16 protein-coding genes are annotated in these 16,694 nt (G+C 72.0%); 8 read left to right on the top strand and 8 right to left on the bottom strand.

Annotation, left to right across the window (positions count from 1 at the left end; genetic code table 11):
* Positions 1 to 96: 96 nt before the first annotated feature.
* Positions 97 to 690: a helix-turn-helix domain-containing protein gene (locus H516_RS18530; protein WP_022888714.1), complete on the bottom strand. Its 594-nt coding sequence runs from the start codon at positions 688 to 690 to the stop codon at positions 97 to 99.
* 78 nt (positions 691 to 768) lie between these two features.
* Between H516_RS18530 and H516_RS0105475 the strand changes: the two genes are divergently transcribed.
* Together H516_RS0105475 and H516_RS0105470 are read left to right on the top strand one after the other, a co-directional pair.
* Positions 769 to 1,485, top strand: a complete 717-nt coding sequence (locus tag H516_RS0105475; protein ID WP_022888713.1) for an ABC transporter ATP-binding protein — start codon at positions 769 to 771, stop codon at positions 1,483 to 1,485.
* Positions 1,482 to 2,279 carry an ABC transporter permease gene (locus tag H516_RS0105470; RefSeq protein ID WP_022888712.1) on the top strand — a complete coding sequence of 266 codons (798 nt, stop codon included), beginning with the start codon at positions 1,482 to 1,484 and terminating at the stop codon, positions 2,277 to 2,279. Before H516_RS0105475 ends, H516_RS0105470 begins: the two co-directional genes overlap by 4 nt.
* 69 nt (positions 2,280 to 2,348) lie before the next feature.
* Here the strand turns inward: H516_RS0105470 and H516_RS0105465 are convergent, their stop codons facing one another.
* On the bottom strand, positions 2,349 to 3,254 hold the full coding sequence (locus H516_RS0105465) for a LysR family transcriptional regulator (RefSeq protein WP_022888711.1): 906 nt from the start codon (positions 3,252 to 3,254) through the stop codon (positions 2,349 to 2,351).
* A 70-nt stretch (positions 3,255 to 3,324) separates the two neighbouring features.
* Here H516_RS0105465 and H516_RS0105460 point away from each other — a divergent pair, with 70 nt between their 5' ends.
* Positions 3,325 to 4,392, top strand: a complete 1,068-nt coding sequence (locus tag H516_RS0105460) for a YeiH family protein (RefSeq protein ID WP_022888710.1) — start codon at positions 3,325 to 3,327, stop codon at positions 4,390 to 4,392.
* Between the two features lie 141 nt (positions 4,393 to 4,533).
* Here the strand turns inward: H516_RS0105460 and H516_RS18525 are convergent, their stop codons facing one another.
* Positions 4,534 to 5,523 (bottom strand): YihY/virulence factor BrkB family protein, encoded by a 990-nt coding sequence (locus H516_RS18525; protein WP_022888709.1) that lies wholly within the window; start codon positions 5,521 to 5,523, stop codon positions 4,534 to 4,536.
* Positions 5,524 to 5,703: 180 nt separating this feature from the next.
* On the opposite strand from H516_RS18525, the gene H516_RS0105450 reads away from it, so the two are divergent.
* A complete protein-coding gene (locus H516_RS0105450; RefSeq protein ID WP_022888708.1) occupies positions 5,704 to 6,189 on the top strand; it encodes a hypothetical protein in 486 nt (161 codons plus the stop codon).
* Between the two features lie 65 nt (positions 6,190 to 6,254).
* On the opposite strand, the gene H516_RS18520 is transcribed toward H516_RS0105450, so the two are convergent.
* From H516_RS18520 to H516_RS0105425, 5 genes are all read right to left on the bottom strand, one after another.
* A complete protein-coding gene (locus H516_RS18520; RefSeq protein WP_022888707.1) occupies positions 6,255 to 7,691 on the bottom strand; it encodes an acyltransferase family protein in 1,437 nt (478 codons plus the stop codon).
* Between the two features lie 112 nt (positions 7,692 to 7,803).
* Positions 7,804 to 8,478 carry a response regulator gene (locus H516_RS0105440; protein ID WP_026378464.1) on the bottom strand — a complete coding sequence of 225 codons (675 nt, stop codon included), beginning with the start codon at positions 8,476 to 8,478 and terminating at the stop codon, positions 7,804 to 7,806.
* The gene (locus H516_RS18515) at positions 8,475 to 9,848 is read right to left on the bottom strand and encodes a sensor histidine kinase (RefSeq protein ID WP_022888705.1); all 1,374 of its coding nucleotides are present in this window, start codon (positions 9,846 to 9,848) and stop codon (positions 8,475 to 8,477) included. The genes H516_RS0105440 and H516_RS18515 overlap by 4 nt, the downstream gene beginning before the upstream one ends.
* Before the next feature lie 80 nt (positions 9,849 to 9,928).
* A complete protein-coding gene (locus H516_RS21195; RefSeq protein ID WP_051138707.1) occupies positions 9,929 to 10,984 on the bottom strand; it encodes an alpha/beta hydrolase in 1,056 nt (351 codons plus the stop codon).
* Positions 10,985 to 11,069: 85 nt separating this feature from the next.
* Positions 11,070 to 11,597, bottom strand: coding sequence for a GNAT family N-acetyltransferase (locus H516_RS0105425; RefSeq protein ID WP_022888703.1), 528 nt, complete (start codon positions 11,595 to 11,597; stop codon positions 11,070 to 11,072).
* A gap of 168 nt (positions 11,598 to 11,765) precedes the next feature.
* Here H516_RS0105425 and H516_RS0105420 point away from each other — a divergent pair, with 168 nt between their 5' ends.
* The 4 genes from H516_RS0105420 to H516_RS22500 all read left to right on the top strand — a co-directional run bounded on the left by H516_RS0105420 (position 11,766) and on the right by H516_RS22500 (position 16,565).
* Positions 11,766 to 12,296, top strand: coding sequence for a glycosyl transferase (locus H516_RS0105420; RefSeq protein WP_022888702.1), 531 nt, complete (start codon positions 11,766 to 11,768; stop codon positions 12,294 to 12,296).
* Positions 12,293 to 13,105 (top strand): MerR family transcriptional regulator, encoded by an 813-nt coding sequence (locus tag H516_RS0105415; RefSeq protein ID WP_022888701.1) that lies wholly within the window; start codon positions 12,293 to 12,295, stop codon positions 13,103 to 13,105. The genes H516_RS0105420 and H516_RS0105415 overlap by 4 nt, the downstream gene beginning before the upstream one ends.
* Before the next feature lie 313 nt (positions 13,106 to 13,418).
* The gene (locus H516_RS18505; protein WP_022888700.1) at positions 13,419 to 15,590 is read left to right on the top strand and encodes a DEAD/DEAH box helicase; all 2,172 of its coding nucleotides are present in this window, start codon (positions 13,419 to 13,421) and stop codon (positions 15,588 to 15,590) included.
* A gap of 183 nt (positions 15,591 to 15,773) precedes the next feature.
* Positions 15,774 to 16,565: a hypothetical protein gene (locus H516_RS22500; protein WP_211217073.1), complete on the top strand. Its 792-nt coding sequence runs from the start codon at positions 15,774 to 15,776 to the stop codon at positions 16,563 to 16,565.
* Positions 16,566 to 16,694: the final 129 nt, after the last annotated feature.

Genomic DNA, 16,694 nt, shown 5'->3' with positions numbered 1-16,694 from the left:
GGGGAAGCGGGCAGGGGAGGCGCTGCGGGGTGAGCGCGCCGACTGTCGAGTGTAGTTCGAGGATGTTTCGTGTTCGTGACCGGCGCCGACCGGTGATCAGGCCGGCCCGCTGCGCCCTGCTCGTTCGGCGGGTCCTTCTGCGGGCCGATCGGCCGGGTCGGGCATGAGCACGGTCGAGAGCATGACCGTGCGGCGGTCGGTGGTGGCATCCGAGCCGTCGGGCGGCGTCAGATAGGGCGCGAGCAGTTCGCCGAGGCCGGCCTGGATACGGGCGAGGTCGTCGGCGCCGACGTGCAGCCGCACCTGTCCGAAGCCGAGGAACTCGCGGAAGCCGGGGCCGGCCGAGGCGCGATCGAAGTCCTCGCCGAGATGGGCGAGGAAGGTGAGGAACGACTGCTGCAGTTCGCGGTCGCCCATCTCGCGGAGTTCGTCGTGGTCGACGTGGGCCATGCGCTCGCCGAGAGCGAAGGTGCGTTCGACCGCGCCCCGGATGCGCCGCTCGTCGACGACCGCGATGAGAGCGGCGTCGACGAGCGCGGCGACGTGACGGTAGAGGGTCGCCTGCGGGACGTCGGGCAGGGCGCTGCGGAGGTCGGAGGTCGTGACCCGTCGACCGTCGCCGAGCTGCTGGATGATCCGCAGCCGAACCGGGTGCATGACGACGTCGGCGATCGGCGAGACCTTGCGCACGGGTCGCTCCCTCCATTATTCTCATGATGAGAACATTCTCAATTCCTGAACGAAGTATCCCACCGAAGGGTGTCCCCCATGAACCCCACCGCGATCGAGGTCACCGGGCTGTCGAAGCGCTTCGGCGACGTCGAGGCCGTGCGCGAGGCGAGCTTCCGCGCCGAGCCCGGGCGCATCACCGGATTCCTCGGCCCCAACGGCGCGGGCAAGTCGACGACGCTCGCCATGCTGCTGGGGCTGACGCGGCCCGATACGGGCACCGCGCGAATCGGCGGCGCCTCCTATCGCGAGCTCGCCGATGCGAGCGGCACCGTGGGAGCGGTGCTCGACACGGCCGGCGCGCACCCCTCGATGACCGGCCGCGGTCACCTCCGGGCGTACGCAGAGCTCGGCGGGCACCCGATCGCCCGCGTCGACGAGGTCGCGGCGACGACGGGCATCGGCGACTACCTCGACCGGCGCATCCGCGGGTACTCCACCGGCATGCGTCGCCGTCTCGCGCTCGCGACGGCGCTGCTCGGCGCCCCGTCGGTGCTCGTGCTCGACGAACCCTCGAACGGCCTCGACCCGGCGGGCATCGTGTGGCTGCGCGAGTTCCTCCGCGCCTTCGCGGCGCGCGGCGGCACCGTGCTGCTCTCGAGTCACGTGCTCACCGAGCTCCAGCACGGCATCGACGACCTCGTGCTCATCGACCGGGGCCGGGTCGCCTGGTCGGGCCCGCTCGACGACTTCACCGGCTCCGCCGCGAACCTCGAGGCCGCGTTCCTCGCCCACACCATGGAGGTGCACCCGTGATCGCACTCGTTCGAGGCGAACTCGCCAAACTGCTCGCGACCCGTCTGCCGCTCGCCGCCCTGCTCACGGCGTTCGCGTGCGGCTTCGGGTTCACCGCACTGCTCGCGCTCGTCGGGCCCGGAGACTCGACCCCGCCGCTGCCGGGCGTCGAAACGGCCGAGGGCGTCGGCCTCGTCGTCGGCATGGGCGGACTGCTGCTGTTCGTGCCGGCCCTCATCGGCACGGTCGCCGTCACGGGCGAATACCGCCATCGAACGATCGGCACGACGTTCCTCACCGTTCCGCGGAGAGGTCGGGTGCTCGTCGCGAAGCTGCTCGTGTTCGGCGGGCTCGGGCTCGCCTACGGCGCCGTCGCCGCCGTCGGAACCGCGGGGGCGCTCCTCGCCGCCGCCGCAATGCGCGGAGTCTCGCTCGGCGTGCCGCTGGGTGCACTCGCCGTGATGCTCGCGCAGCTCGCACTGGCCGCCGCCGTCTACTCGGTGCTCGGCGTCGCGATCGGTGCGCTCGCCCGCAACCAGCTGCTCGCGGTCGGCATCGTGCTCGGCTACTTCTACTTCCTCGAGCACGTGCTGCTCCTCATCCCCGGGGTCAACGTCATCCACCCGTTCCTCCCCGGCGGTGCGACGGCGGCGCTGACCGACTTCACCTTCCTCAGCGAGGCGATCGGCGAGCAGATCCCGATCTCGATGCCCGTCGCGACCTCGCCCGCGATCGGCGCCCTCGTCCTTTTCGGGTATGCGGCCGTCGCTGCGGTGGTCGCGGTCGCCGTGCCGCTGCGGCGCGACGTGCGGTAGCCGCTCAGCCCCGCTGCCCGCTCCCCAGCCCCGCTGCCCGCTCCCGAGCCGCTCCGGCGGTCGAGCCCCTCAGCCGCCCAATTGGCCGAGCAGGGCCCCTGCCGGCGCCGACAGCGGCTCGCCGGTGCGCCACACGGCACGGAGCCGTCGCCCGAGGTCGAGTCCTTCGACCGGCACCTCGACGAGCTCGCCGCGGGCGATCCACGGTCGCGCGGCGAGCTCGCTGAGCACCGCGGGGCCGGCGCCGGACGCCGCCGAGATGAGCACGGCGGCGTTGCTCGAGAGCACCATCGCGGGAGCCGCGAGCACGCGCGCCTCCCTGCTCGCGGCCGGGCCGAGCGCCTCCGCGAGCGTGGAGCGGGTGCCCGACCCCGACTCGCGTGTGACGAGCGGTGTCGACGCGAGTTCGCCGGGGGTGATGTGGGTGCGCCTCGTCCACGGGTGTGCGGGGTCGACGACGACCACGAGCCGGTCGCGTGCGACGGTACGGCTGTGTGCGCCACGCGGGGTCGAGGGGGATTCGACGAAGCCGAGCTCGATCTCGCGGGCGGCGAGCAGTTCGAACACCTGGGCCGAGTTCTCGACGCGCACCCTGACGTCGAGGTCAGGGTGCGCGTGCCGGAGCCCGGCGATCCAGGCGGGCAGCAGGTACTCGGCGACGGTGAGGCTCGCCGCGAGGTCGAGCCGGGCCTCGTGGCGTTCGCGCAGCGCCGTGGAGGTCGCGAGGAGTTCGGCGACGCCGTCGACGAGTCGGCCGGCGAGTTCGGCGACGACGAGTCCGTCGGCGGTGAGCCGCGATCCGCGGGGGTGGCGTTCGACGAGCGTGAGTCCGAGGTTGCGTTCGAGGTTCGCGAGCGAGCGGCTCGCATTGGGCTGCGCCATGCCGACGGCGCGGGCGGCGGCACCGAGACTGCCGTGCGTGCCGATTGCGGCGAGCAGTTCGAGCACGGGCAGCTCCGGCCAACGGGAGGGCATATCTGCATGATATGCCTCAATGCCGGAATGACGGCTACTGCGCACCGAACGCCACTGCAATGGTGGAGGAATGCTCCACCCCGCACCACTGCCGAAGCGCCCACTCGCCGAGCGCCTGGGCAGCCGGATCCGGCTGCTCGCCCCCGGCCTGGCGCTCTGCGCCGCCGCCGCTGGTCTCGCGCTCGCCGCGACCCTCGTCCTGCCCACACTCAGCGCGCTGCTCACGGCGATCGTGCTCGGGGTGCTCCTGCGCAACCTCGTGCCGCTCTCGCCGCGGCTCGAGCCCGGGCTCGCGTTCGCGGCGAAGCCGCTGCTCCGCCTCGGGATCGTGCTGCTGGGCCTGCAACTCGTGCTCGGCGACATCCTCGCGCTCGGGCCCGGCATGATCGCCGTCGTCATCGCGATCGTCGCCGGCGGCATCGGCGCGACCCTCCTCATCGGCCGCTGGCTCGGCATCGGCGCGACGCAGCGCCTGCTCATCGCCTGCGGCTTCTCGATCTGCGGTGCGGCCGCGGTCGCCGCCGTCGACGGCGTGGTCGACGCCGACGAGGAGGAGGTCGTCACCGCCGTCGCGCTGGTCGTCATCTTCGGCACGCTCATGATCCCGCTCGTGCCCTTCGTCGCGGGACTCATCGGGCTCGACGATCGCCAGGCCGGGATGTGGGCGGGCGGGTCCATCCACGAGGTCGCGCAGGTCGTCGCGGTCGGCGGGGCCCTCGGCGGCACCGCGCTCGGCGTCGCCGTCGTCGTCAAACTCGCGCGGGTGCTCATGCTCGCCCCCGTGATGGCCGTCATCGGGCTCCAGCGACGTCGCGCGCTCGCGAAGGCCGAGGTCGACGGCGGTGCGGATGCCTCGGGCCGCCGTCGAACCGCGAAGCAGCCCCCGCTCGTTCCGCTCTTCGTCGTCGGCTTCATCGTGATGGTCGCGATCCGCTCACTCGGCGTCGTGCCGCCCGCCGTCGTCGCCGGCGCGGGCGTCGCGCAGACGATCCTGCTCGCCGCGGCGATGTTCGCGCTCGGCACCGGCGTGCGCTTCAGCATGTTCAAGCGCGTCGGGGTGCGCCCGTTCGCCCTCGCCGGCGCGTCGACCGTCGTCGTCGGCGGCATCGCGCTCGCGGGGGTCGCGCTCGTCGCCTGACCGCGCCCGCACCCGCATGCGCACGCACGTCAGCGTCGCGCGCGGAGCCCGCGCGTGCTCGGCGCGCCACGTCGGCATCGCCCGCGCCACTTCAACCGGCGTGGAGGGCGCGAAAGCGGTGCGCTGGGCAGGGATGCGCGTTCAGTCCTCGAGTCGCAGGTGCCGCGAGGCCTGCACATCGCGTTGGCGCTGCTCGCGGTTCTTCGCGATCATCCGCTCGTCGCGGAGCGGCAGCTGCACCCGTTCCTCGGCGATGATCCCGGCCCGCAACTGGCGCACCCGCTCGACCTCGGTGTCGAGCACCCCGCCGAACAGCAGCGCGAGGTTCGACAGCCACACCCAGAGGAGGAACGCGATCGCGGCCCCCAGGGCGCCGTAGGTGCGCTGAAACGAGCCGACGCCGAAGACGTACAGCCCGAAGAGCGCGGTGACGACCGCCCAGGCGGCGAGCGCGCCGAGGGCGCCCACGCTGAACCAGCGCAGGTGCCGGCGACGCACGTTCGGGGCCGCCCAGTACAGCACCGCGATGAGCGCGATCGCGATCGCCGCGAGCACCGGGATCTTGCCGAGGTCCCACCAGAAGGCCACGCCCTCGTCGAGGCCCATCACCCGGGCGAGGGCCTCTGCGACCGGCCCCGACACCACGAGCCCGAGCCCGGCGAGCACCGCGAGCACCACGACGACCGCCGAGACCGCGAGCATCGCCGGGCGCATCGCCCAGAACGGTCGCCCCTCCTCGACCTCGTAGATGCGGTTCATGCCGCGACCCAGCGAGCCGATGTAGCCCGAGGTCGCCCAGAGCAGGCCGATCAGGCCGGTCGCGAAGGCGAGGCCCGCGTGCGAGGCATCCAGCAACTGCTGGAGGGGAGTGCGCAGGGCCGCGACCACGTCGTCGCCGCCGAGTTCGCCGACGACGTCGAGGAACACGCCGACTGCCTTCTCGGCGCTCCCGAAGACACCGACCGCCGCGAGCGCCGCGAGCAGCCCGGGCAGGCTCGCGAGCAGGGCGTAGAAGGTGAGGGCCGCCGCGATGTCCTGCACCTGGTTGATCCGGTACTCGTGCACGGTGCGGGTGAGGACGATCCGCCAGTCCTCGCGCGACATCCGCACGGGTGAGTCGTGGTCGGGCATGCGGGGTCTCCGATCGGGGCGGTGCCGAGCATAGGGCGCGCGGCGCCCTGATGGGGAGGGGTTGCATGTCGGGTGCGTTCGACAGTGTGGCGCTCGTGGGCGAAGATATCCCGACGGCCACCGCCGCACGCGACCGACGCCCACGCGACCGAAGCCGAACGACAGACCGGAGCCGCAGCCATGTACGACGCCCCACGACCGGACCGGGCGCAGGCCTACCAGCTGAACCCGCTCCGGGTGCGACGGGCTTCACTGAAGGTCCTCTTCGTGCTCGTCACGGGTGGCGTGCTGCTCGCCGTCATCGCGGCACTCTCGGGCGCCGGACTCGGAGGGACGATCACGCAGGTCGCGCTCGAAGCTGCCTGGTGGATCATGCTCGCGCGGTGCCTCCGCTCCGAAGAGGAGGAGCTCGACCCGTCGCGGCCGTGGTGGCAGGCGACGTACCGTCCGACGGCGAGCTTCGCGATCACGGCCTACTTCGGCTTCGGCATCGGTTTCGCGACGATCAACTTCATGCCGCTCGCCGCCTACCTGCCGGCGGACGACGTGCTCGGCTTCGCGATCCGGCAGATCGTGTACCTCGCGCTCGGCCTGTTCTACCTGCACTCGGCCGTGCGACTGAAGATCCGCGAGCTGCGTCGACGGGCCGACGGCACCGGGCGCTGAGGCGCCGCTTCGGCCGGTCGCCGGGAGTCGGCCGGCACGGGCAGCCGTCGGCCCACGTGCAGAATTCAGGATGACTCGGGGCGCCACGCCGTCCTGAGCGCCCTGCGTGCGGCGCGTCGCGCGAGGCATCCTGAGTTCTGCACATCGAGAGCCGTGCGGACCCGCCGCCCGAGCCACGACCGCAACCGCGGGCCGGTGAGCGCGAGGACCAGCAGGGTCAGCGCGAAGGCCGCCGGCCATGGGGCGAAACCGGCGACGAGCAGCACCACGACGCCGCCCACGGCGCAGCCTGCCTCGAGCGCCGTCGTCGCGGCGCCGGCGCGCGCATCGGCCCCGCCGCGCGCATCGGCCCCGCCGTCCCGCTCCCGCCGCGCTCCGGCCCGCTCGAACCGGGCGAACACGAGCACGACCGCCGCCACGGCGATCGCGGCGACCGCGAGCCAGATCGGACGAGTCGCCCACCATCCGGCGCTGAGCGGCTCGGGCAACGGCATCCCGAATGCGGCGTTCGCGGCGAGCGCCGCACCCGCGAGCCCCACGAGCACGGGCATGTGCCAGAGGTAGACGGTCATGGCGCGTTCACCCGCGAACGAGACCCTGCGCGAGGCATCCCGCTCGATCACCCAGGCGCGGATGCGCGGTCGCGCGAGCTGGAACAGCGCGAGCTGCGCGACGCCGAGCACGACGAGGCAGAGCGTCGGCGGGTTGAGGTTGACGAACAGGTCGACCGGGTACGGCCCGGTGGTCGTGAGCACGGCGAGCAGCAGCAGCGATGCACCGGCGAGGCCCCTCAGTGCGCGACGGGCGAGGCCGTCGAGTGCGCCGTCGGCGAGATGGAATCCGAGCTGGTGCACGAGCAGCCAGACGAAGAGCAGATTGAGGTAGCCGATCGGCTCGATGCCCGTCGAGAGGCGCAGCAGATCGACGGCGACCACGCCGCCGAGCATCGCGAGCGGGGCGAGCACGGGCGCCCGTTCGTGCAGGCGCACGAGCATCGGCACGAGCGCGGAGATCCCGAGGTAGACGGCGAGGAACCACAGCGGCTGCCCGATGCGGAACCCCGCGGTGCCGACGACGTCGGCCGGCACGCCCGCGATCGTCAGCACGACGAGCGCGACCGCGACGACCGCGACCAGGGCGATCGCGGGGCGCACGAGCCGAGCGATGCGGGCGCGCACGTACTCCGCCGCCGATGCGCCGCGGGCGCGCATCGACCGCCAATGCGTGATGCTCGAGAACCCGCCGACGATGAAGAACAGCGGCATGATCTGCACGACCCAGCTCACCGGGCCGAACCAGGCCTGCTGCTCGAGGGCGTTCTCGAGCACCGGCCCGCCGGGGCCGACGCTCACCCCGACCATCATCGCGTGCAGCGCGAACACGACGGCGAGCAGCACCACGCGGATCGCGTCGACGCTGACATCTCGTCGCGCATCGGTGCGTTCGCGAACGGATGTCTCGGGGCGGGCCGCGACCCGCGGGCGTTCGAGTGTCTCGCTCATGGCGAGAGGCTACGAACGCGGCCGCGGGGGCGGCATCACCCCGGCGAGGGGTTCACGGGCGGTACCCCGGGGGTTCACGGGCGGTACCCCGGTACTGACCCGGGACGAACCGTCAGCCCGCGGAGGGAGAGACGAGGCCGGTGTCGTACGCGAGCACCACGGCGTGCACGCGGTCGCGCAGGCCGAGCTTCTGCAGGATCTTCGAGACGTGCGTCTTCACGGTCTGCTCGGCGATGAAGAGCGCCGCCGCGATCTCGGAGTTCGACATGCCGCGACCGACGAGGGTCAGCACCTCGAGCTCGCGCTCGGTGAGCTCGGCGAGGCGGTTGCCGGTGGGCTTCGGAGGTGGGCCGGAACGGGCGAAGTCCTCGATCAGCCGGCGGGTCACGCTCGGTGCCAGCAGGGCGTCGCCGCCCGCGACGACGCGGACGGCGTGCACGAGTTCGTCGGGCGTGGCATCCTTCAGCAGAAAGCCGCTCGCACCCGCCCGCAGTGCGTCGTAGACGTACTCGTCGATGTCGAAGGTCGTGAGCATGAGCACCCGCGGCACGTAGTCGGAGCTGCGGGGCGGGGTCTGCAGGGCACGGGTCGCCTCGATGCCGTTCTGCTGCGGCATGCGCACGTCCATCAGCACGACGTCGGGGCGCAGCTCGTGCGCGAGCGACACGGCCTCGACCCCGTCGGCCGCCTGGCCCACGACCTCGATGCCGGGCTGCGCGCCGAGCACGGCCGCGAAACCGGCACGGACCATCGCCTGGTCGTCGGCGATGAGCACTGAGATCGTCACCATTCGCCTCCGTCCGACCCGAGTGGAAGGGTCGCGAGTACACGGTATCCGCCGCCGGGCCGGGGGCCGTGTTCGGCACGCCCGCCCAGGAGGGCGGCGCGCTCGTCGATGCCGACGAGACCGTGCCCGCCGCCCGTGCGCTCGGCCGGCTCCGCGCCCCCTGCCGGCTCGCCCTCGGCCGGAGCCGGCGGCGGTTCGTTCTCGACGGCGACGACGAGGTCGTCGCCGAGCAGTTCGACCGACACGTGCGTCGCAGCGCCGGGCGCATGCCGCACGACGTTGCTCAGCGCCTCCTGCACGATCCGGTAGGCGGCGGTGCCGGCGAGACCGCCGGAAGGGAGGGCGGCATCGAGGTCGAGGGTCACCGGAACCCCCGCGCGCTCGACCGAGCCGACGAGGGCCGGCAGCTCGCCGAGACCCGGCTGGGGCGCGGTCTCGGCCTCGGCCTCCGCGCTGCGGAGGACGCTCAGCAGCTGCCGCATCTCGGTCATCGCGTTGCGCGCCGAGTCGGCGATCTCGGCGAACTCGGTCCGCGCCGCGTCGCTCAGCCCTTCCACCCGGTACGGCGCGCTCGTCGCCTGCACATGGATGATCGAGAGGCCGTGCGCGACGACGTCGTGGAGTTCGCGGGCGATGCGGTTGCGCTCCTCGACGAGCACCCGGCGCTCCTGCTCGGCGGCCGAGACGGCGCGCTCGCGGAACAGCTCTCCGGCGATCACCCGCCACTGCGCGACGAGCAGGGCGACCGGCAGTGCGATCGCGGTGAGCGAGGCGGCCGCGATCTCGTTCGCCGTCGCACCGGCGTCGGCGAACGCGAACGGCAGCGTCACGGCGACGCCCGCGAACCAGGCGATGCACATGCCCCGCCAGCTCATGCCCAGCAGGCCGAGCACGAACAGCAGCGCGGTCTGGCCGATGATCGTCGTCACGGGCCACGGCCACGGTGCTCCCTCGGAGCCCGCGGAGAGCAGCGCGAACACGAGGATGCCGGTCGTCGCGATCACGACGGCCGTCTTCGGGAATCGCATCGCGAGCGGCAGCGGGATCGCGAGCGCGAGGCCCGTGCCGAACGCGGCGAGGAGGTGCACCCCGTAGATCGTCGCGGCGAGCGGCACCGAGACGACGAACAGCACGAGCGCGAGCAGGGACGTCGCCACCCAGAGCCACGCGATGAACAGGCGCTCGGGATCGCGCGGCGTCGACTTCGCGCGCGCGAGCGTCAGCTTCGGCCACTGCCGTGCGGCGGGCCGGGTGCGCGGCGCAGGGCGAGCGGTCGGCGCCGACTGCGTCGGCGGGGGTGCGGGCGGCTCGGGTGCCCGCGGTGGAGCCGCGGGCGGACCGCTCGTCGGCTCTGGCTGGGTGGTGTCCATGATGCGAGTCAGCCTGTCACGACGGGCCGCCGCCCACATCCCTCCGGGGAACGATCCGCTGGGGCGTACCCCGGTAGGGGTCAGCCGAGGTGCTCGTGGAGGAACGCCGCGACGCGCGCGCGCAGCGCCTCGTCGAGGATGCCGATCGAGTGCTCGCCGCCCGTCACGATCGCCAACTCGACGGGGACGCCCGCGTTCGCGAGCTCCTCGGCGAGGCGCTGCGACTGGCCGAGCGGCACGATCTCGTCTTCGGCGTGCCCGATGAAGACGGGCGGGTCGCTTTCGTCGGCATGGGTCGCCGGCGAGGCATCCGCCGCCTGGGGGCAGTCGTCGTCATCGTCGCCCGGTTCGCAGCCGAGGTACGCGGCGACGATGCTGCGCAGCCAGAGGGATGCCTCGTCGGCGACCAGTTCGTCGGTTCGGAGCCCGACGGGGCCCGAGAGTTCGACGACGGCGGCGACCCGCGATCCCTCGTCGACGGCTCCCTCGCCCGAGGTGCCGAGGAGGGCGGCGAGGTTGCCGCCCGCGGAGCCGCCGAAGGCACCGATGCGCCCGGGGTCGATGCCGAACCGCTCGAACTGCGCGGGCCGGCGCAGCCACTCGACGGCGAGGGCGACGTCGTCGATCGCAGAAGGGAAGATCGCGTCGGGAACGAGCCGGTAGTCGACCGACACGGCGACGAACCCCTCGCTCGCGAGCCAGCGGCAGACGTTGCGCCAGTCGGTGTTGGCCTTGTCGCCGCGCTGCCAGCTGCCGCCGTGGATCGAGACGACGGCGGGCAGGCTCGGCGCGAGGTCGACGGCGGCGCCGGCCTCGGCGGGCACGGCGCCCGAGTCGGCACTGGCGGTGACGCCCGCCTCCGTGCCGACCGCCGTGGCGCCGGCCGCGGTCGTCTGCGCGACCGGATGGCAGACGTCGAGCGTCAGGAGTGTGCCGTCTTCGCGGACGCCGTACTCGAGGTCGGCATCGACGACGATCCCCTCGGGCGGCGTGAACGTGCGGATCCCGATGCGGTCGGTGCCGGCGACCTCGCTCGCCGAGTCGGGGCCCGGAGGGTCGATCTCGCGCAACTGCTGGTGGAAGCCCGAGAGCGCGACGATGCCCACGAGGGCGGCCGTCACGGCCGTCGCGGCCACCGCGACCCGCCTGCGGCGGGCGCCGGAGCCGCCTGTGCGTCGGGTCGAGTTCACACCGGGCTCCGGGTTCAGGGGTGGAGCGATGCTAACCCACGCGCAGCGACTTCGCCATGCAGACGCTGAACTCCTCGCCGACGTACGGCCCGAACTGTTCGATGTGCCGGTAGCCGTGCTTCTCGTACAGCGCGAGCGCGGCGAGGTGGCGCGGCCCCGTCTCGAGCACGATCTCGTCGAGGCCGAGCGCGGCGGCGTCGGCCTCGATACGGGCGAGCAGGGCGCCGGCGATGCCGAGCCCGCGGCCCGCGGGGTCGACGAACATGCGCTTGAGCTCGCCGCGGACGGGCCCGGCGGTCGGCGTTCCGGCCGTGGCCTCCGCACCCGTCGCTCCCGCGACGAGCGCCGCGATGCCGAGGGCGGTGCCGTGCGCGTCGCGCGCGACGTACAGCCGCACGTCGGATCGTTCGAGTTGCCCGACATCGAGCAGGAAGCACGCCTCGGGCGGGTAGAGGCCGCGCGAGTACTCGGTGCTGCCCTCGAGCAGACGCTCCACCTCGGGTTGGCGGGGCGGCTCGATCGCGATGGATGCGTCGGAGCTGAGTCGTTCGGCGTGCATGCGTCGAGCGTAGGCGGGCCGCGTTACGCCCAGGTTTCGCCCGGTGCACGGGGATGGTCTTCTCAGGGCCCTGCGAGGTGTCGGGCGATCTCGAGGTCGCGCATGGCGGCTCTGGTGGCGATGGCGATGTTTGACCCTCACGCGACGTGAGGATTCAAGCTTTCTCACATGACTGAGTACTTCAATGCATTCGAGATGAGCCCCGTTCCCGACGGTCCGGACGCCGTCGCGCCGGACCCGTTCCTCGGCATCTACGCGATGCCGATGTTCGTGAAGATCCCAACGAGGGACCTTCGCGCGTCGACAGATTTCTGGGTCCGCGGACTCGGCTTCGTCGACTTCTTCAGCGTTCCCGGCCAGATCGTCCATCTGCGACGGTGGGCGTTCCAGGACGTCCTGCTCGTTCCCGCGGACGACGATGCGGCCCCGTCAGCGGCATCCACGGTTCAGGTGTTCGTCTCCTGCGTGCTCAGCCAGCTCGAGTCCGTCGCCGACGCATGTCGAGAACTGTCACCAGATTCGGTGAATGGGCCGTACGACACGGCGTGGAGAACTCGCGACATCGCTGTCACCACTCCCGAGGGGGCACACGTCACGTTCACGGCGGCGACGCCGTTCACTCCCGACAGCGACGTGGGCCGCGATTTCGCGTCGGTCGGGATCTTCGCGCCGGGAGGCTCCGAAGGAGGAGGACAATGACCTCAATGGTTGACAACGAGACCGACGAGGACGCGACGGTCGGCGTCGCCGCCGACCTCCTCGGACTGACCGTTCGCACGCTCCACCACTGGGACGAGATCGGTCTCGCATCGGCATCCCGCCGCACACCTGCCGGCTACCGCCTCTACACCTGGGATGACCTCGAGCACCTCAGCCGAGTCGTGGCGTACCGCGAGGCCGGCCTGACGCTCGACGCGATTCGTGATGTGCTCGATGATGCGACCGCGAAGATCGGAGATACGCTGCGCGAGCAGCGGGCGCAGCTGGCCCGACGGATCCACGATCTCCAGCAGCTCGACGAACGACTCGAGCGCATGACCGACGCGCACGAGCGTGGCATCCTGATGAGCGACGCCGAGCAGCGTGAGGTCTTCGGCGAAGGTTGGGACCCGCAGCAATCGCGCGCGGCCCGCTTCGAATGGGGAGGTTCGAGGCAGTGGGCGCAGTTCGCGGAACGCTCCGCATCCCGATCGCAAAGTCAATGGCGGGCACTCTCCGAGGCCATGTCCGCCCTCCAGCGCGACCTCGCCGACGCGGTGAGCCGAGGCGTCGAACCCGGGAGCGAGGAGGCGGATGAACTCGCCGAACGCCACCGGCAGCTGTTCTCGAACTTCTTCCCATTGACCCGACGGATGCAGGTGTGCCTGGCTCGGATGTTCGAGGCCGACCCAGGATTCTCGTCGTACTACAACGGGATCGGAGACGGCCTCGCCACGTGGTTCCGTCAGAGCGTCGACGAATCCGCGCGTCACCACGGCATCGATCCGGATACCGCGATCTGGGAGTAACTCGCGCCCATAGGTGCAAGGGATCGCATCGCCTCGGCGGTTGTTGCCCACCGGAATCGATCGCATCCGCTGGCCTGCCGGTCGAGGGCACGGGGGTTTCCCAGCCGGATTCCGCTATCGTGGTGGAGTCGGTTCTGGACACCGTGCGTCGCACGGATGGGTTTGTGAGTCTGTAGGGCCGGTTTCGAGACGTTCGGTCTCGGATAGTCACCGTATGTGAACGGCCCCGGTCGACGAAGTTCCGGGTTCTCAGTGTGCTGCGCTCGCAGTGGCGCTGCCATGTACATCGAGTACAACCCAGGAAGTCACCACCATGCCCAAGAACAAGAAGCCCAAGGGCGGCCGACCCGCCGCCAATTTCGACCCCTCGTACGCCGGCAAGGGCCGCGCCCAGAAGTCGGGCTCGCGCAGCCCCGGCCACCGCGGCTACCGCCCCGAGGAGGAGGCGCCCCGCAAGGAGCGCTGGTCGCGCGACGAGCGCGTCGCTACCGGCCGCACCCCTCACCGTGCCGACCGTGAGGGCCGTGCCGCGAACGACCGCGACGACCGGGCGCACCGCTCGTCCGGCCGCGACGACCGCGCCCCTCGTTCGTACGACCGGAACGACCGGAACGACCGCCCTGCCCGCCCGCACTACCGCGAGGACCGTCCGGCCCGTTCGTACAACCGTGACGACCGCGCCCCCCGCTCGTACGACCGGAACGACCGCCCGGCGCGTTCGTTCGACCGTGACGATCGTGCGCCTCGTCGGTTCGACCGCGACGAGCGTCCTGCGCGTCCCTTCGACCGGAACGACCGCGACGACCGTCCCGCGCGCTCGTACGACCGCGACGATCGCGCCCCCCGCTCGTACGACCGCAGTGACCGCCCGGCGCGTTCGTTCGATCGGAACGACCGCAATGACCGCCCGGCGCGTTCGTTCGATCGGAACGACCGCAACGACCGTCCGGCGCGTTCGTTCGACCGCAACGACCGCAACGACCGTCCGGCGCGCTCCTTCGACCGCAACGACCGCAACGACCGTCCGGCGCGCTCCTTCGACCGGAACGACCGCGGCCCGCGCCGCGAGTTCGACCGCCCCGGCTTCCAGGACTCGGGCCGTCGCCCCTCGAACTTCTACCCGTCGCGCGACGAGAACCCCCGCTTCTCGCCGAACGACGACGTCGTCCTCGAGCGCCTCGAGGCCCAGGCCATCCAGGCCGACGCAGTCGACGGTGTGAGCTTCGGCGACCTCGGCCTCGGCAGCAACGTCGTCGCCGCGCTTGCGCAGCTCGGCGCCGTGTCGCCCTTCCCGATCCAGGCCGCGACGATCCCCGTCGTGCTCGAGGGTCGCGACGTGCTCGGCCGCGGAAAGACCGGCTCGGGCAAGACGATCGCCTTCGGCGCTCCCGCCGTCGAGCGGCTCATGCAGCTCTGGAGCGCTTCGGGCAAGGCCGGCGGCCGCCGCCAGATGGGCCGCAAGCCCCGCGCGCTCATCCTCGCGCCGACCCGCGAGCTCGCACTGCAGATCGACCGCACCGTGCAGCCGATCGCGCAGAGCGTCGGCCTCTTCACGACGCAGATCTACGGGGGCGTTCCCCAGGGCCGTCAGGTCGGCGCGCTGCAGCGCGGCGTCGACATCGTGATCGGCACCCCGGGCCGCATCGAAGACCTCATCGAGCAGGGTCGTCTCGACCTCTCCGAGGTCGTCATCACGGTGCTCGACGAGGCCGACCACATGTGCGACCTCGGCTTCCTCGAGCCGGTCCAGCGCATCATCCGCCGCACCGCGGAGGGCGGCCAGAAGCTGCTCTTCTCGGCGACCCTCGACCAGGGCGTCGCGACGCTCGTCGACGAGTTCCTCGTCGACCCGGCCGTGCACGAGGTCGCCGGTGAAGACCAGGCGTCGTCGACGATCGACCACCGCGTCTTCGTCATCGAGAACCGCGACAAGCGCGACATCGTCGCCGAACTCGCGAACCGCGACGGCAAGACGCTCGTGTTCAGCCGCACCCGCGCGTTCGCCGAAGACCTCACCGATCACCTCGAGAACTACGGCATCCGTGCCGTCGCATTGCACGGCGATCTCAATCAGTCGCGCCGCACGCGCAACCTCCAGCAGCTGACCTCAGGTCGGGTCAACGTGCTGGTGGCCACGGATGTCGCAGCGCGCGGCATCCACGTCGACGACATCGATCTCGTGATCCAGGCCGACGCACCCGACGAGTACAAGACCTACCTGCACCGCTCGGGCCGCACCGGCCGTGCCGGCAAGCAGGGTCGTGTCGTCACGCTCATCCCGCGCAACCGCCAGCGTCGCATGACCGAGCTGCTCGACCGCGCCGAGATCGATATCGACTTCGTCGATGTGCGGCTCGGCGACGACCTGCACGGCGAACTCGCGCGCGAAGCGTTCGTGGAGGCCGTCGAGGTGGTCTCGGTCGCCGAGACCGACGTGGTGGAGGTCGTCGAGACCGACCACGCCGCGGAGCAGACGGCCGTCTGAGTCGCGACCGACCGAGTCGAGGGCCCGCATCCGAGGGATGCGGGCCCTCGTCGTTCCGGCACGTCGGCGCCGCGAGCAGGGCGGGTCGTCTGCCGCGCGGCGGGCCGTGTCGATACGATGAGCGCGACGCGCGGGGTCGTCGTCTCGGCGACCGGGTTCCGGCGTGAGACTTGGAGGTCGAGCATGAGTGATCCCGGCGCCGCGAAGAACTCCGAACCGGCCCCCGCTTCCGTACCGGCGGCCTCGTCCGCGGGAGGGGCCGCGTCCGCCGCAGCCCCGCCCGCGGGGGTCAGCCGCACCATGCTGATCTGGTTCGGCATCGCGATCGTCGTGCTTTCCTTCGTCGCGGCGTTCCTCGGATCGGCGCTCGCCCGCCCGGCCGATTCGAACGCCGTGCCGACGCCGACGCCGACGATCAGCGAGGACGACCAGGCGGCGTACGAGGAGGCGATCGAGGAGATCCTGCCCGCGGGCTCGGCCGTGCGCGCCGGCACCGGCGCCCCCGAGTCGGGCAAGGGCTTCGAGGGCGACGTGTACCTCGATCTGGCGAGCTCCGACGTCTACGTGTTCCGAGACGGCGACTGGGCGATCGCCGGGAACATCCGGGCGGAGGCCGCCGAGAATCTGACGGGAGCGACGGGCGCGACCGGCGCCACCGGGGCGACGGGGGCCACCGGGGCGACGGGCGCCACCGGGGCGACGGGGGCCACCGGGGCGACGGGCGCCACCGGGGCGACGGGCGCCACCGGGGCGACGGGCGCCACCGGCGAGACCGGCGCCCCCGGGGCACCCGGTACGCAGGTGCTGCTCGGGGCGGGTGCGCCCCAGAACGACACGTGCACGGCCGACGGCGACGTCTACATCGACACCTCGGTCTCGGCCTTCTACCAGTGCAGCGCCGGCGCGTGGACGCTCTTCGGCCCGCCCGCCGCGCCTGCCCCGACCGCAACGCCCGACGAGCCCGCCGAGGGCTGAGGGATCGCGCCGAGTGGCGCGCGGGGCATCCGTTTGCCATAATTACTACCTGAACGGTCGGTCAGGAATTCCGGCCGTGCGGATGCCGCGGACCCCTGCCTACGCTGGGAGCAGCGTTCTCGAAGACAG

Source organism: Agromyces italicus DSM 16388, assembly GCF_000421545.1.
In the GTDB taxonomy this organism is placed as follows: Bacteria; Actinomycetota; Actinomycetes; order Actinomycetales; family Microbacteriaceae; genus Agromyces; species Agromyces italicus.
The sequence above is the reverse complement of the archived record's forward strand: the minus strand, read 5'-3'. Positions and strand labels throughout refer to the sequence as shown.

Excerpts from the sequence above, each read along its gene's own strand:
- H516_RS0105475 (WP_022888713.1), top strand. The coding sequence starts at position 769 with ATGAACCCCACCGCGATCGAGGTCACCGGGCTGTCGAAGCGCTTCGGC.
- H516_RS0105465 (WP_022888711.1), bottom strand. The coding sequence starts at position 3,254 with ATGCCCTCCCGTTGGCCGGAGCTGCCCGTGCTCGAACTGCTCGCCGCA.
- H516_RS0105460 (WP_022888710.1), top strand. The coding sequence starts at position 3,325 with ATGCTCCACCCCGCACCACTGCCGAAGCGCCCACTCGCCGAGCGCCTG.
- H516_RS18525 (WP_022888709.1), bottom strand. The coding sequence starts at position 5,523 with ATGCCCGACCACGACTCACCCGTGCGGATGTCGCGCGAGGACTGGCGG.
- H516_RS0105450 (WP_022888708.1), top strand. The coding sequence starts at position 5,704 with ATGTACGACGCCCCACGACCGGACCGGGCGCAGGCCTACCAGCTGAAC.
- H516_RS18520 (WP_022888707.1), bottom strand. The coding sequence starts at position 7,691 with ATGAGCGAGACACTCGAACGCCCGCGGGTCGCGGCCCGCCCCGAGACA.
- H516_RS18515 (WP_022888705.1), bottom strand. The coding sequence starts at position 9,848 with ATGGACACCACCCAGCCAGAGCCGACGAGCGGTCCGCCCGCGGCTCCA.
- H516_RS0105425 (WP_022888703.1), bottom strand. The coding sequence starts at position 11,597 with ATGCACGCCGAACGACTCAGCTCCGACGCATCCATCGCGATCGAGCCG.
- H516_RS0105420 (WP_022888702.1), top strand. The coding sequence starts at position 11,766 with ATGACTGAGTACTTCAATGCATTCGAGATGAGCCCCGTTCCCGACGGT.
- H516_RS0105415 (WP_022888701.1), top strand. The coding sequence starts at position 12,293 with ATGACCTCAATGGTTGACAACGAGACCGACGAGGACGCGACGGTCGGC.
- H516_RS18505 (WP_022888700.1), top strand. The coding sequence starts at position 13,419 with ATGCCCAAGAACAAGAAGCCCAAGGGCGGCCGACCCGCCGCCAATTTC.
- H516_RS22500 (WP_211217073.1), top strand. The coding sequence starts at position 15,774 with ATGAGTGATCCCGGCGCCGCGAAGAACTCCGAACCGGCCCCCGCTTCC.